We start from the raw sequence: 15,465 nt of genomic DNA on the forward strand, positions 1-15,465 counted from the left end.
AGGCTGCCTGAAACAGCATGGTTCCCAATAAAAGAATTATCTATGTCGATATTCTAAGAATTCTATCCATTGTTGCCGTCATTATCCTGCACTACACAGCGGAGGTGCTCACCAGCACGAATGATTTCCATTCCTCCTCCTGGTGGATCAGCAACGGGTTCAACTCCATATCCCGCTTTGCCGTTCCGGTCTTCTTCATGATTAGCGGAGCAATGATCCTGCGCACAAAGATTACATCCTACCGGGAGTTCTATACCAAACGCGTCGTACCGCTGCTCATTCCCCTTCTGACCTGGTCGCTTATTTATGGCTTGTACAATCAATACTATCTGATGCGAAGCAAGCTGAATGCCTATGAGTTCGTTGTTGACTTCGGCTATCGGCTGCTGACCGACCGGAATTATGTGCATCTGTGGTTCCTGTACGCCATTATTGCCATCTATATGACGGTGCCGCTGATGAGCAAATTCATCAAATCCTGCAGCGAAAAGGATCTGCGGTATTATCTGCTCCTCTGGTTCATCGTCAGTATCGCCTATCGCTTCATCTCGGATGCCGTATTCCGTGCAACGGATCAATACATCAACATTCCGATCATGAACATCCCGTTCTTCATGGGTTTCCTCGGCTATTTTATCCTGGGATACTATCTCTTCCATTTTGAGCTGCCGCTCAAAGCCAAAAACATCCTATACAATCTGGGCATCATCTCGTTTTTTATCACGCCGGTGGCCACCTATTTTGTCTCGCTGCGCAGCGGTGTCCTGGACGAGATGTTCTACGGGAACTATTCCGTCACCACTTTCTTCATGGCTGTCGGGTTGTTTATCTTCTTCAAGGAGAAGGAAGCGGCGATCAGCGATCACGTGAACCATAAAATCCAGAAATTGATCAGCTCGGTCTCCCGGGCCAGCTTCAGCATCTATCTGATTCACCTGCTGGTCGAGATGATGTTATCCGGCCGAACCGAGGTCGAGGCCACGTTCCTGGAAGCCTCCCTCAGTCTGATCGTGAATATCTCCATTATCTTCGCCATCAGCTACATCACCGTCAAGGTGCTGAACCTAAGCAAAACGGCAACCTACATTCTATTCGGCGGGCGGGGTTAAAGGACGATGCGAATAACGATATATACGAAAATATTCATTGTGGTGCTGCTTGCAGGTATGGGTCTCTATTTCTATCAGATCTCCGCGGCGGAAGACCGGAAAATCACGGCAGTATATGTGGAGGCCTGGCAGGATTACCGAAACATCAAACTATCGGAGAAAGGCGTGGATATCGCGTTTATCGCTTTTGCCAAGATCAAAGGAACGGATCTCTACTTCCATGAAGACAGTACAACCAACAACCAGATCAAAGAAAACGTCAAGCAGTTGAAAGCGGCGAATCCGAAGACCCAGATGGTCCTGGCCGTAGGCGGTTACGGGGCAGACGGCTTCTCCGACGCTTCGCTGGACGGCAACCGGTACCTCTTCACCGAGAGCATTATCAACCTGGTCAAGGAACTGGACCTGGACGGCGTGGATATCGACTGGGAGTATCCGGCGTTCCATGCCTGGAATACGCAGAAAGCGCGCCCGGAGGATACGAAGAATTTCACCAGTCTGATGAAGGAACTGCGGGAGAAGCTCTACAGGCTGCCTCACAAGAACAAGAAATATCTGCTGACCTTTGCTTCCGGAACGCAGGACTGGTACTTCCAGAACGTCGAGGTCAAAAAAGTGGAGAAATACGTGGATTACATCAACGTCATGACCTACGACCTGACAGGCAAGTGGTCCGACACCACAGGCTTTAACTCCAATCTGTATGGGGACAGTCAAAGGAAATCCAAACACTCCATTGATGGCATCATCTCGATGTATCTGGACCATGATATCGACAGCAAGAAGCTGCTGCTCGGCGTGCCTGCTTATTCGTACGGCTGGAAAAGCGTCAAAGAAGCCAAGGGTACCAAGGACGGCCTCTTCGCTCCCGGAACGCCTATCGACATCGACAAGGTGAACCTCAACTACAAGCAGATCGAGAAAGCCTACCTGAACAAAAATGGCTTCACGCGTTATTTCGACAACAAAGCCAAAGCCGCCTACCTCTATGATGGCCATACCTTCATCAGCTACGAGGATAAAGAAGCCTTGAAGGAGAAGGTGTCCTACATCCAGAGTAAGAATCTCGGAGGCGCGATGGTCTGGCAGTACTCCCAAGACGCGGAGGACGGCATCGTGAAGTATCTGGCGGAGCATTTGAACGAGAGGCAGCAAGCCGCCAAACGGTAACATACGGTGCCTGCCATTAAGCTCGGTCGCCCCCGTTGGAGGAGTGTAAATCCTGCAGCAACCCCTCCATACGTGAAAAAAGCCGGTGATCATCGCCATCGTATGCGGATCATCGGCTTTTTTATATGCAGCAAGACTCCCGCGGTGCTTACCCCCGGTCGTATCAAGGGGAGGGGTTGCCTTCGAACAGCATTAACGCCTGTTCAGGATCCCCAAATACTCGATCCAAGGCCCCACGTCATTCCGGTAGCGTTCGGCCAAAACCCGGACGATTTGAGACGTATGCGTTAAATCGTGCACCACCCAAGTCGACAGCAGCTCTCTCAGTTTCACCACACCGAATGCCGGGTGCAGGCCGGTCTGCTCGAGGCTAGGCTCGAATTCCATTAGTACCTTGAGCTTAGCCAGATTGTCAGCACGGATGGCCTTGAATGCCTGCAGCTTATCATCGATGGATCGCTCCGTATCCTCGTTTAAGTGAGCGTAACGGTCAAAGGGCGGGAACGGTTTGCCCTCGCCTTCCTGCAGCATGAATTCGAGCCGTGGTATCCAATTGGTCCGCTCTCCTTCAATGAGATGCTCGATCACTTCCATGGCATTCCAGGTGCCTTCCCCTTCATGGCTCTTAAGCCATCCTTCTGATAAACCGGATAACATGTGCTCCAGGGTGACAGGCGTTCGCTCCAGAATCTCAACGGCTTCCTTGATGTCAAAATTCATAAATCCTCAGCTCCCTTTCCATCCATTTCATATTCACCGTGCCACATCCAATGGAAACTCGAATCGTCTCGAATTAATAACGTAATCGATCTATTCTTAGTTCCACATGAATCCGTATCCTATATTTCCGTTTATCACACTTCACCAGTGATTCTTACAGCCTCTATGTGACTATATCGATTAAAATAAAGGGCTTTGTCCTTTTTGATCCATCTGATCACGATATGACAGAAGATAAAGAACCATAACAGACCTGTAAGAAAAACCACTCCAATTATAAAGAGGTTAGCTAGAAGATCTTCACCCATTTGATTAGAAAATATCTTCGACAATGCCGAACATAATAAAGGCATATAAACAATGCTGTAACGTCGGCTGAAGCTTCCTAACCCATTCCCCTTTTTCGGAAGTAATCTCATGCGAACGATCTTAGAGCCCACCGTATTTCCTTTCCAAATCACAGGGATAACGACCATAACCACAAAGAAAACAATGGCAAAGATGATCTCGTCAACAAGTACTCCTGGTCTCTTTAGCAGCCCGAATATAAAACTGGTTATCACTCTGGCAAAAATAATATTTAGAAGAACCTCCATGAGTTGGGCACCAAAGGTTGCTTTTCTCTGATTGTTAAAGAAATGGCTTTGTTCACTAAGGGTTTCCCTCGATGGAATTAACGCCAACAACATGGGAGCGAGTATAAAGCCAACGACAGTCCCCACCGTATTCGTCAACAAATCATCTACATCAAATATACGATAGGGGCATTCAAAATAGCCAAACAAAGCGGTTCGTTGAGTTATTTCAAAGAAAAGTGAAACACCAAATCCAATAAGCGCAGCATGAAACCATTTCGCTTTCCCCATAAACAAATACCTCAGAAAGACACCTAAAGGAAACAAGAGCAAAACATTAAAAAACATTTGATAAAAGGCCCGCGTTGTTAACAAATCGATATAACTTGAAGGGACCGTCCAATGAAATCCACTTTCACGTTGAATATCCCGTATAAATTGAAAAGGGCGATTTTGAATGAAAATCGTGCCGGGATCGATCGAAGTACAATTGCTCCGAGCACTGGGTATTGGAAAAATCACTAAGAAGAAAGCACTTAATCCATAAAAGATAAAACTTAAGATAAGTAATGTTTTCCAAAAGCTAAAGTACCCATGTTTACGATATTGATAAACAGCCCAAGGGAGCGTCAGAAAGAACGCTAATAAAAAACATATGGAGAGTGCAATGAAAACAGGCAATACATAGGCTTGCATTTCTTTCTCCCTTTCTAAAAGCAACTCTTCTCTTTTTATAAGTATTTCCAAAAGATTGAGCTGGCAATACCTTACGATCTATTTCACCAATGGGCACGAGAGCGTAAAATTCGATATTGACTTGGTGTTAACACCAAGTTGTACGATATTATGGCAACGGATTCCCTGTTGCAGAAAAGAGGTGAACGTATGGGAGACACATTCTCTATCAAACAAGTGTCTGAACGAACCGGATTGACCGAGGATGCCATTCGCTATTACGAGAAAATCGGGCTCCTCCCCTCTCCCAAAAGGAAAGATAACGGCCATCGTGTCTATCACATAGAGGATGCCGAAATGATGGAGTTGATCACGTGCCTGAAGAAGACCGGCATGTCGCTGGAGGATATGAAAGCCTATGTGCATCTTCCCTTTAAGGAAAATATTCAATCCGTTCCGGAACTGAACGCCATGCTCCAGAGTTACCGTCAGAAAATTACCGATCAGATTTCGGACCTGCAGCGCATACTGCAGTTCATCGACGACAAGTTGAACCATAATCAGTCCCTGCTTAAACCCGATAGGGCAACCAGCGAAGAATCTTAAGTAAAGGAGATATACACATGACACCTAAAAGAAATAATAGCGTCGCCCTAATCACGGGCGCAAGCTCCGGCATTGGCTTGGAGCTAACCAAGCGATTGTTATCCGAAGGCTGGCAGGTCCTCGCTTTGATCCGTTCTGCCTTTCCATCTGACGATTCCCTTGTACAAGAGGGCCTTAGATCACAGCAGCTGAGAGTATACACGGCCGATTTGTCGGATTTCATGGATCTCCAAGCCTCGCTGGATCAGATCAAGAAACACGAGGATCATATCGACCTGCTGTTTAATAACGCAGGTGTCTCCTTTGGCGAGTTATCCTACTCTAAACAAGGGCGCGAGATGCATTTTGAGGTAAACTCCGTGGTGCCATATGTCATCTTGATGGAAATGAAAGAGCTTCTAGAGAAGGGCAGCCTCAAGACGGTAATCAATACGTCTTCGAATGCGTTGTTGTATCTCAAACGGTTCGATCACCATACATTGGCGTCCCCTGCCGGGTTCAAGAAGCTGACTGGGCCTTATGCGGCGAGCAAATTAGCCCTATCGTTGTGGACTCAGGAGATCGCCACTGCCGTACAGAAGGATGGCATTACGATCCGGAGCGTCTGTCCGGGAGGGAATAAAACAACCATGACCAAAAACGCCGGGATGCCAAAATTTATGATCCCGATCCGTAACCTGTTCTTCTCCCATCCCAGTCAAGGAGCTTCACGGCTGTATGAAGCAGCGCTGGGCAGCTCCCAACAATCGACGGGAGTTTTCCTCAACAAGGGTAAAGCAACGCCTTTGAAATTCTCGAGCCAAGGTTCGGAGCTGCTTAGCACGATAGAGCTAATCTATAAGCAGGCGTTTGCAGCCATATCTTAAACCCATGCAGCAGAGTTAATGATGTTTTCAGCCCATCTCATGAAGGCCTGTTATCGGGTTTGCTGCCATTCCTCCATGAATCGCAGCGTGTTGCGTGCGTGATAATCGGCTAAATTTCGAGCAAATGCCTGATCCGGGAATCCACGGTGAAGCAGCTTCAGGCCGCCCGAGGTTAATGAGATATAGTGATGCAGACGGTAAAATAACATCCGATTCGGATCAAGTCCATCATGTCGCAAATACCGGTAATGCTCCCCGAATCGAAGCTCAAGAAAGGTATGCTCATGCTCGATGTCGAAGAACTGCGCACCTTCAATATCAATCAGATAGGGCTCTAAACGGTCTGTCACCAGGATATGATCAGGTCCCAGCTCGCCGTGGATAAAGCCATATCGCTTGCGGGAATCTATCCTGGATTCCAGCTCATGCAATACAGAGAGCAGCCTGTCGTGATTCTTCCGGATACTCTCGTTATGCAGGACGATGTAGGACAGCTGTTCCTTCGCATTTTCCAACTGCACATGATGGCATCGCTCCCGTTGATTCCCGCTTTGATCGGGTTTTCCATAGTTCTGTCTGTGGTTTGCATGCATGCGTTCGATCATGTGACCCAACCGTTCGAAGACCTCATCCTGAACCCGTTGATCCGGGTGCTGAAAGTAAGCTTCCGCCTTCTGTCCTTCTATATATTCAACAAGAGCATAGTCAAACGGGTAACGGTCCTGTTCCGTGTGAAGATCATATAGAGCAGGCGTAGAAATACCATGATCCCTTAACCATCGGTTATTGCTTTCGAACGAATGGCCCCCAAAGGACCGTTCCTGCATACTCTCGTTCGCTATTTCTTCCTGAAAATAATTCTTCGTCAAATCCCACACATACAACACGCATGGGAATCCATTTTGACATTGGATCTTATAGACAACCTTTTGCGCCCCGCCATGCATCTTCGTTACATCCGCCACCACATAACCGGTACCCAAAACCTTCCCGACATACTCCTGTACATCTGTTTCATCGAGGTGACAAGTCCAACTCATGAAACCACGCTCCATTTCATTTGTTTTTGCCGGCTCCCCCACTCTATGGCATTTCCGGGCAAAAATATAGACTGTTTCTTTCGGTTCTGCTATGATGTTGAATAAGGTCTCGAAAAAAATAGCCACGCGATTTATAGCCCTTGGACACCGGTCCAAGGGCTTTTTTGATGCATCTCGACTCATGAATGATGAAAAAGGCCAAGCAAGGTAATTCTTGCTTGGCCTCGTTGAGGTTCTTGGAGTATCCCTGTACCCTTACGTCCCGCAAAAGGTTCGGTAAGGACGGGACAGCTCAGGCACGATCGCATATTCCGTCTGTTCCGGGGAATGCGCATATGGATCGGACAGCGCGTGGAGCAGCTGCTCCATCACACTGTAGTCCCCTTCCTGCTCCGCTGCTTCCAGCGCTTCCTCCACCCGATGGTTCCGCGGAATGACCGCAGGATTGCTGCTGCGCATTAATTGATGAGATTGTTCCTTCGATTCCTGCTGGCTGTCAAGTCTCGCCTGCCAGCGCTCATACCAGGAAGCCAATTCCGGCGTGCCGTTTAGAGGCGTATCCTCCAGCTTGTCAAACGTTAACGCACGGAAGGTATTGGTATAGTCCGCCTGATGATCTTTCATCATCTTAAGGAGATCTTCGATTAGAGATTCGTCATCCTCCTCTTCATGGAAGATTCCCAGCTTGGCTCTCATGCCTGCAAGCCACTGCTCGTGATACAGATCGGTAAAGGCTCCGATCGCACCCTCGGCCAGCTTGACGGCCTGCTCCTCTTCTTCATGCAGCAGCGGCAGCAGGGATTCGGCCAATCTTGCGAGATTCCAAGCCGCAATATACGGCTGGTTGACATAAGCATAGCGGCCTTGGGAATCGATGGAGCTGAATACCGTATTCGGGTCAAAGGTATCCATGAAGGCACAAGGGCCATAATCAATCGTTTCGCCGCTGAGGGTCATATTATCGGTGTTCATCACACCATGGATAAATCCAACGAGCTGCCACTTGGCGATTAGAGCGGCCTGACGCTTGATGACCTCCTGAAGCAAGACCAGATAACGGTTGGCGCCGTCACTAAAGTCAGCCTCCGGGTAATGCCGCTGCAGAGTGTAGTCCGCCAGAATCCGCAAATCCTCGGTTGTGCCCGCTCCCCTTATATATTGAAACGTCCCCACTCTCACATGACTTGAGGCCACACGGGTCAGAATCGCACCCGGCAGCTCTCTCTCACGAGTGACAGGCTGGCCGGTGGATACCACCGCCAGGCTGCGGGTGGTCGGAATCCCCAGCGCATGCATCGCCTCGCTGATGATATATTCGCGCAGCATCGGACCCAGAACCGCTCGACCATCGCCTCCACGGGAGTACGGCGTCCGGCCTGAGCCCTTAAGCTGAATATCCATACGCTCACCCTGCGGCGTGATTTGTTCACCCAACAGAACCGCACGGCCGTCGCCCAGCATCGTAAAATACCCGAATTGGTGCCCGGCATATGCCTGGGCGAGCGGCTCGGCCCCTTCGGGTATCTCGTTGCCCCCGAGCATCGCTGCACCCTCTGGGCTCTTCAGCCCCTCGGCGTTCAAACCTAAAGATGCCGCCAGCGGCTCATTAAGGATTACCAACTCCGGTGAGCGCACAGGCGTGGGATCTTGTTTGGTAAAAAAGGACTCCGGCAGCTCGGCATAACTGTTGTCAAAATTCCATCCTATATCGATCATGGCTTTCTTATGGGTCATGGGATCTCCTTCTTCAAGCAGGTTGATGATGACAGTATCTACTTATTATTTAAACACAAGTCGCTCTTTGTAGGGTTTACTGAAGGAAATTTATTATTCTGCTGGTTTAAAGCTACGTTTCATACCATAAGAAAAACGTCCATCGACGTACTTTCTCAGTAGTCAGACCGCATGTAGCGGTAGTTTTTCTTGCGAGATAAGGATGCTAAGCCTCGGATGTTTATACTTTCTTATCTCTTAAGAAAAACGTCCATCGACGTACTTTCTCAGTAGTCAGACCGCATGTAGCGGTAGTTTTTCTTGAGATAAGGATGCTAAGCCTCGGATGTTTATACTTTCTTATCTCTTAAGAAAAACGTCTATCGACATACTCTCCAAGCAGAAGGACCGCGTTTAGCGGTAGTTTTTCTTGCGATATCAGGCAGCAGATCCTCCGAAATTTATACGTTCTGATATCTTAAAAAAAATCGCTGTCGAGAATGCCTCGACAGCGATTTTGCTCCTACCAATCCGGATATTAATCCCGATTCGCCAGCTTCGCCAGCAACCGGATAATTTCGATATATAACCATACGAGCGTAACCAACAAACCGAAAGAGCCGTACCATTCCATATATTTGGGTGCACCTTGCTGTGCTCCCTCTTCTATAAAGTTAAAATCGAGTATGAAATTCAGGGCAGCAATGATGATGATTACAACCGAAATTCCGATGCCGATCGGGGTGCTGTCATGCAGGTAAGGCACCGCCACACCGAAAAGGCCGAGAACCATACTAAACAAATATACAAGCGCAACGCCGATCGTTGCTGCAATGATCCCCTTTTTGAAGCCTGCGGTCGCCCGGATCAGACCTGTTTTATAAGCTAGCAGCATACCCAGGAATATGCACATCGTCAGTAAAGCCGCTTGCAATGTGATTCCATAATACAGATACTCATAGTGTGCGGATAATGCCCCGAGGAAGAATCCCTCCACAATCGCATAGATCGGTGCCAAGTAAGGCGCTGCCTTCGGCACAAAACTGATGATCAGCGCCAGAACAAAGCCGCCTATTGCTCCCCCGATCATGAACGGGAATACATCATACCCATTAAAATACATAACCCATGAAATGACCGCCGCCCCGATCAGCAGCGCGAGCAGCATGAACGATTTGTTCACCGTTCCGCCAATCGTCATCGTTTCCTGGCCGTTGTAATACCCACTCTTCTCAAATGTTTCTTCGTTTAGTGTCGGATTTCCACTGCGCCCTATCAATTAAATGCCTCCCTAACTTTCTTTTTTGTAACCATTTTAGCACAGGTTGGAATATTTTAGGATACGAAAAATATTGCATTACGGATGATCCGAATATGGGACCAATCCAAGGAGGAACTCTATGGATGAAGCCGATAAAATCCGTAGATCTGAAAGTCATGACGATCTTCTTCTGCAACCCACACCATTAGTCTTTTTTTTGCAACACATCGAACTTGCCTTTTGTTCCCGCAAACATCCATAAATGCAAGGATGGCTTCGTCCACTAGGTAATTTACTTTAACGATAAACAAATTGATGTGAAGGCTCCCAACGATGTTATTCATCAGACGATAAATCTCTTCACGAAGCTTTTTATTGACCTCTTCAGCTTCACGCTGAATAGCTGTAAGCAATACATAATCGATTCTTAAGCGCTCCCCATAGAAATATGCCTGATTCTCATCATCCAAAGGTTCTAACAACACATTCAGATATTGCATTCTTTGTGCACCTTATCCTTTAGCTAAAGTTAAATTAGAGATACTTGGATGTATAAGATCATTTTAGTGTATATAAGCACTTTTTACAATGAAATATCGAATATTATATTCTGTTTGTTCCCATACTACTTCTTTAATCTGGAATAGAGGTGGTAAAAGATGCTCCTGAAAATGATAGGTGAACGAATCAAGCAGCTTAGAAAAAAACAGGGAATGACACAGGAGGAATTAGCAGAGAAGGCTGGGATTAACGCCTCTTACATAGGAACGGTAGAACGTGGGGAACGAAATATATCCATTGAAACACTGGAAAAGATCATCGAGGGACTAGGAGTATCGTCAGCAGCTATGTTCCAGTTCCATGAGATAGAGAGTCTGGATACCGCAAGTGAGAAGGCAGCGGTCCTAGAATCCATTAGCTCGCTGCTTTATTCTCGTACATTGGCTGAAAATAAGCTGCTCTTTCGTGTACTTAAAGATATCGTGGATACGATGGATCATCGGGAGAACTAATATAAGCCCCTGCTTTACATATAATAGAAAAAGCATCTCCTACTCAGGAGATGCTTCATTCTTTTTACGAATCCATTAGAAGTGTGAAAAGTGGAAAACCCATGCTTATGTTATTTTTGCAATCCGCCAATAAATGCCTCAAAGTTCGTAGCAAGACGGGTAATCTTGTAATTATTAGCCTTGTCCACATGGATAACCTCGGGCTCCCCGTCATTTCCGGATGAACGGTAATCGAGCATCACAACCTCGGACTGGGAAGGACAATCGCAAATGACCACGCCAATCTCAGGGTATCCGCCATTCTCGATCATAAAGCGGCTGCCCAAGCTTCCGCACAATGATTTTTTCTTCTCTCGTCCGATGCCCAAAATGCCTGTGATTTCAATATAATCCTGCGCTCCACCCCCGATAGGGAATTTCCGGTTCCGGGGAATCCCGCCATTATGTAATTTCATCGCTTGAATATAAGATGCTGGCAGCTTGAAGACCAGTGTTTCCTCCACAGATTCAATCAATTCATCCGTAGGCGGAGCCAACACGTATTGGTCTGCCTCAAGCGCGCTATCATCCCAGAAATCCAGCACGTCGGGGTCTGTATAAGACACCGCAGTGGACTCCTTAACAGGTTTCGGAGCCGTTTTGTTCCGAATCCATTCCAGAAACTCCAGCGTATCCTCATCGCCGGGATCCAGGTGATCGGCCACTTCAAACGCTTTCCGAGCATCTTCATACCGCTCCAAATAGTAATAAGCAAGGCCAATGCGGTAATGCCACAAGGGATCATCCTTGCCCTCTTCTTGAATGGATAGGAATTGCTCAACCGCCTCTTCATAACGTTCGAGATTGTTCAGCGCCCTGCCCAAGTGACTGATCAGCTCATAATCCCGCTCTTCCTCAGGAATCTCCGTAATCGCATCCACGATTTCTTCAAACTCGTCCTCTTCGTGCCACTCTTCCAGCTGCTCCAAAAGCTCCTCATTCATCGTTCATGCCTCCCACTCTAATCATCCTTTCTGAGATTATACCATTCCAGCATGGCCCTCTCCAGCATGGAAGCCAGAGAACTGATCAAGTATATGCTAGCAAGCGCATACCTGCGGTTTATTACGTTCAATGCAAATACAGAGGGCACCATATGGTGTCCTCTGTATTCGTGCTAATCTTTATTTGGATTGACCTAACATGTTCATCAGAACGATTACGGCCTCTGCTCTCGTGGTTTGAGCGCTTGGATTAAAATCGCCTGCGCCTATTCCCTTAACAATACCAAGTTTCTTCAGCGCTTCAACAGAGCTTTTCGCCCAAGCAGGAATAGCCTTGTCATCTGAAAAAGAGGTTGTGGGGATGTCCTTGGTGGATAGCTCGAGCGCATTCGCAATCATTGCTGCCATCTCTGCGCGCGTCATTTTTGCATTTGGACGGAAAGAGCCATCCTGATAGCCTCGAATAATGCCAGCCTGGACGGCCTGCGAAACTGCCTTCTTAGCCCAATCCCCGATCCACGCTGTATCTGTGAATATTAACTCCGCTCCTGCATCTGTCGACTTCAGCGCATTCATCAGCATGACGGAAAATTCTGCACGCGTCACGGTGTTGCCTGGCTTGAACGTTTCATCCGGATATCCCGTCACGATACGCTCACGTACCGCTTCCTTAATGCTGACTTCGGCCCAGTGTCCCGAAATATCGGTAAAGGAAATTTCCGTTGTCGGGTCTGTTGTTCTGTCGACTACGGGCATTCCGTTTGCTTTATTTACTACGAGTGCTGCATACTTCGAAAAGTGATTGACCTCTACGGATATATCATTCGCCTGTATCATGCCGCCCTCGACTTTCACCCATGCCTTTTTCACTCCATCAAAATAAAAGACGGCCGCTGTTTGATCGCTCTTTAAGCTTGCAGCGTCGTAAGCTAAAGTCAGTTTGACGGGTTTGCTAAAGTTCCCCGAGACGTTTGTTAGAACGTCAAACACCGGGCTTGCCAAAACCTCGTTATTCTTTAAGAGAGCTTCGGTATTTCGTATTTTCTCTATCGATAATTTTAGCTCCTGAGATGTGGCGCCTGCCGGAATGGAGATGATGATTTCTTTCCCCAGGCTAACCAACCCAGGTCTTCCTGTTGGCAGCGTGATTTTTCCATCGGATGAGGTTACTGTATTGTCCATGGGTGCCGTTGGCGTAGACGAACCGCCATCGGTGGATGTACCTCCCCCATTAGAAGAACCACCACCGGTAGAAGAACTATTCTCACGGGTCACAGTGATTGTATAGGTTCTCGTCGATTGATCGCTTGCCGTTACAACAATCGCTATTGTATTCGATCCTACGTTCAGCAGTATATTGGAACTTGCTTGCCCGCTTATTACTAAATTACCGTTAACCGTAATCGTGGCATGACTATCGAGTGCAGTCGCGGTCACGGTCAGCGTGGAAACGGAATTAGGCACGCTTGACGTGTACACTTCAGTTCCAGAAGCAAAGACAGGACTTAGGGTCCCGTTTGATAACGTCATGCTGCTCAAATCCGCAGAGGCTGCCACCGTGAAGACTGCGTACGAATTGGATTCCGTCGTGCCCAACCCTGCATTCCCTGCGTAATCGGTCACCCCTGAGTTATCAAGCGTGATGGTATTCGTCGCCGCGTTTACATTGGAATTCGGCGTGAGCGTTGCTGTCCATGTCATATTGTCAGATGAGCTAACGCTGCTTAAGACACCGTTTGCCACCGTCAGGTCCCCATTGGTGAACCCACTCACCGCTTCCGAGAACGTTATGGTCACCAATGAAGTTTCTCCGATCGATAACGCCGTGTCGGCAACTACAATGGTGGCGGTCGGTCTCTGTGTATCGATTGCGTAATTGTTCGAATCGGTGGTACCCTTACCCGCATGTCCTGCCGCATTCTGGACGCCCGTGTTGTCGAGTGTAATGACATTGGTTGCAGCTGTGATGCCGGTGAATGGCGTCAACGTCGCCGTATACGTGATATTGTCGGACGTGCTCAAACCGCTTAATGTGCCATTCGCTACTGTCAGATCTGCTAGCGTAAAGCCTGTTACCGCTTCTGAGAACGTAATTGTTACCTGCGAGGTTTCGCCCATCGATAACGCCGTGTCGGCAACCACGATCGTGGCCGTCAGCTGCGTCGTATCAATCGCGTAATTGTTGGAACTAGTGATACCTGCTCCCGCATTTCCCGCCATATCGGCCACGCCCGAATTATCGAGCGTGATCACATTGGTTGCATCTACGATGCCAGAAGTTGGCGTCAACGTCGCCGTCCAGGTGATCCCGCCATCGGAGGAGTTCACGGCACTCAGCGTACCGTATGCCACCGTCAGATCTGCATTCGTGAAGCCACTTACCGCTTCCGAGAACGTAATGGTCACCAATGAAGTTTCGCCGTTGGATAACGCCGTGTCTGAAACTACAATAGCAGCCGTTGGTCTCTGTGTATCGATTGCGTAATTGTTCGAATCGGTGGTACCCACTCCCGCATGTCCTGTCGCATTCTGGACTCCCGTGTTGTCGAGCGTAATAACATTGGTTGCATCTGTGATGCCGGTGACTGGCGTCAACGTCGTCGTATACGTGATATTGTCGGACGTGCTCAAAACGCTCAATGTGCCATTCGACACCGTCAGATCTGTATTAGTGAAGTCTGTTACCGCTTCCGAGAACGTGATGGTTACCTGTGAGGTTTCGCCAATCGATAGTGTGCTATCGGCAACCAAGATCGTAGCTGTCAGCAGAGTCGTATCGATCGCATAATTGTTGGAGCTGGTGGTACCCGTTCCCGCATTGCCCGCCATATCGGCCACGCCCGAATTATCCAGCGTGATGATATTGGTTGCATCTCTGATGCCAGAAGTTGGCGTCAACGTCGCCGTCCATGTGATTCCGCCATCGGACGAGCTCAAGGCACTCAGCGTACCATTTGCAACCGTCAGATCTGCATTAGTGAAGCCTAATACCGCTTCCGAAAACGTAATAATCACCAATGAAGTTTCGCCGATGGATAACGCCGTGTCTGAAACTACAATAGTAGCCGTTGGTCTCTGTGTATCGATTGCGTAATTGTTCGAATCGGTAGTACCCGCTCCCAGATTGCCAGCCGCATTCTGCACGCCCGTGTTGTCGAGCGTAATAACATTGGTTGCATCTGCGATGCCGGTGACTGGCGTCAACGTCGCCGTCCATGTGACCCCGCCATCGGACGAGCTCATGGCATTAAGCGTACCGTTTGCCACCGTCAGATCTGCTAGCGTAAGGCCTGTTACCGCTTCCGAGAACGTGATCGTTACGTTTGAAGTTTCGCCAATCGATAGCACGCTATCGGCAACCACGATCGTGGATGTCGGAGACGATGCATAGACTATGCCGGTCGGCTTGAGAAACACCAGCCCCGCTACAATAGATACGATTAGAGATAACAGCCCTATTTTCTTGGCAAAATACATAATATTCCTCCCCTAATGTGTGGTTTTGTTTCTTGATCTATCAAATGATGTACATACCGGATATATCGCGGTTCACGCCATATTCCATAGGATGTGAACTACCTGTATCGACAAAATCTAACCGTCCTTCTAAATGTATATCGTCCATTTCTTTCAAAATCGTGACTCCTGTCATGAACATCGTCATTTTACATACCCATATCATTAAAATGACAGCTCCTATCGCTGTTAACGGAATATTCCCACGCTTAAAAACC

Annotated in this window: 13 protein-coding genes; 5 read left to right on the forward strand and 8 right to left on the reverse strand. The window is 48.1% G+C overall.

Annotated features, from left to right (window positions below; all coding sequences use genetic code 11):
* The first annotated feature begins 17 nt into the window (after window positions 1–17).
* Entirely contained in the window at window positions 18–1,109 is a 1,092-nt protein-coding gene (locus PAEVO_RS30540) for an acyltransferase (RefSeq protein ID WP_100541227.1), read from the forward strand.
* A gap of 6 nt (window positions 1,110–1,115) precedes the next feature.
* Window positions 1,116–2,279 (forward strand): glycoside hydrolase family 18 protein, encoded by a 1,164-nt coding sequence (locus tag PAEVO_RS30545; RefSeq protein ID WP_100541228.1) that lies wholly within the window; start codon window positions 1,116–1,118, stop codon window positions 2,277–2,279.
* A gap of 192 nt (window positions 2,280–2,471) precedes the next feature.
* On the opposite strand, the gene PAEVO_RS30550 is transcribed toward PAEVO_RS30545, so the two are convergent.
* Window positions 2,472–2,999: a DinB family protein gene (locus PAEVO_RS30550; protein WP_100541229.1), complete on the reverse strand. Its 528-nt coding sequence runs from the start codon at window positions 2,997–2,999 to the stop codon at window positions 2,472–2,474.
* A gap of 134 nt (window positions 3,000–3,133) precedes the next feature.
* On the reverse strand, window positions 3,134–4,321 hold the full coding sequence (locus PAEVO_RS30555) for a VanZ family protein (RefSeq protein ID WP_243390997.1): 1,188 nt from the start codon (window positions 4,319–4,321) through the stop codon (window positions 3,134–3,136).
* Between the two features lie 138 nt (window positions 4,322–4,459).
* Between PAEVO_RS30555 and PAEVO_RS30560 the strand changes: the two genes are divergently transcribed.
* Both PAEVO_RS30560 and PAEVO_RS30565 read left to right on the forward strand, forming a co-directional pair.
* Window positions 4,460–4,855 (forward strand): MerR family transcriptional regulator, encoded by a 396-nt coding sequence (locus tag PAEVO_RS30560; protein WP_100541231.1) that lies wholly within the window; start codon window positions 4,460–4,462, stop codon window positions 4,853–4,855.
* Window positions 4,856–4,872: 17 nt separating this feature from the next.
* Window positions 4,873–5,721 (forward strand): SDR family NAD(P)-dependent oxidoreductase, encoded by an 849-nt coding sequence (locus PAEVO_RS30565; protein WP_100541232.1) that lies wholly within the window; start codon window positions 4,873–4,875, stop codon window positions 5,719–5,721.
* Window positions 5,722–5,771: 50 nt separating this feature from the next.
* Here PAEVO_RS30565 and PAEVO_RS30570 read toward each other — a convergent pair whose 3' ends face one another.
* From PAEVO_RS30570 to PAEVO_RS30585, 4 genes are all read right to left on the reverse strand, one after another.
* Window positions 5,772–6,761 carry a phosphotransferase family protein gene (locus PAEVO_RS30570; protein ID WP_100541367.1) on the reverse strand — a complete coding sequence of 330 codons (990 nt, stop codon included), beginning with the start codon at window positions 6,759–6,761 and terminating at the stop codon, window positions 5,772–5,774.
* Between the two features lie 255 nt (window positions 6,762–7,016).
* On the reverse strand, window positions 7,017–8,495 hold the full coding sequence (locus tag PAEVO_RS30575; RefSeq protein ID WP_100541233.1) for a protein adenylyltransferase SelO: 1,479 nt from the start codon (window positions 8,493–8,495) through the stop codon (window positions 7,017–7,019).
* 517 nt (window positions 8,496–9,012) lie between these two features.
* Entirely contained in the window at window positions 9,013–9,753 is a 741-nt protein-coding gene (locus PAEVO_RS30580) for a Bax inhibitor-1/YccA family protein (RefSeq protein WP_100541234.1), read from the reverse strand.
* A gap of 119 nt (window positions 9,754–9,872) precedes the next feature.
* Window positions 9,873–10,235 (reverse strand): hypothetical protein, encoded by a 363-nt coding sequence (locus PAEVO_RS30585; protein ID WP_100541235.1) that lies wholly within the window; start codon window positions 10,233–10,235, stop codon window positions 9,873–9,875.
* Between the two features lie 159 nt (window positions 10,236–10,394).
* Between PAEVO_RS30585 and PAEVO_RS30590 the strand changes: the two genes are divergently transcribed.
* On the forward strand, window positions 10,395–10,748 hold the full coding sequence (locus PAEVO_RS30590) for a helix-turn-helix domain-containing protein (protein ID WP_100541236.1): 354 nt from the start codon (window positions 10,395–10,397) through the stop codon (window positions 10,746–10,748).
* A gap of 110 nt (window positions 10,749–10,858) precedes the next feature.
* Here the strand turns inward: PAEVO_RS30590 and PAEVO_RS30595 are convergent, their stop codons facing one another.
* Both PAEVO_RS30595 and PAEVO_RS30600 read right to left on the reverse strand, forming a co-directional pair.
* Window positions 10,859–11,731 carry an SMI1/KNR4 family protein gene (locus PAEVO_RS30595; RefSeq protein WP_100541237.1) on the reverse strand — a complete coding sequence of 291 codons (873 nt, stop codon included), beginning with the start codon at window positions 11,729–11,731 and terminating at the stop codon, window positions 10,859–10,861.
* 180 nt (window positions 11,732–11,911) lie between these two features.
* Window positions 11,912–15,208: an Ig-like domain-containing protein gene (locus PAEVO_RS30600; RefSeq protein WP_100541238.1), complete on the reverse strand. Its 3,297-nt coding sequence runs from the start codon at window positions 15,206–15,208 to the stop codon at window positions 11,912–11,914.
* Between the last annotated feature and the right edge of the window lie 257 nt (window positions 15,209–15,465).

It is taken from the genome of Paenibacillus sp. GM2FR, assembly GCF_002803325.1.
In the GTDB taxonomy this organism is placed as follows: domain Bacteria; phylum Bacillota; class Bacilli; order Paenibacillales; family Paenibacillaceae; genus Paenibacillus_AQ; species Paenibacillus_AQ lautus.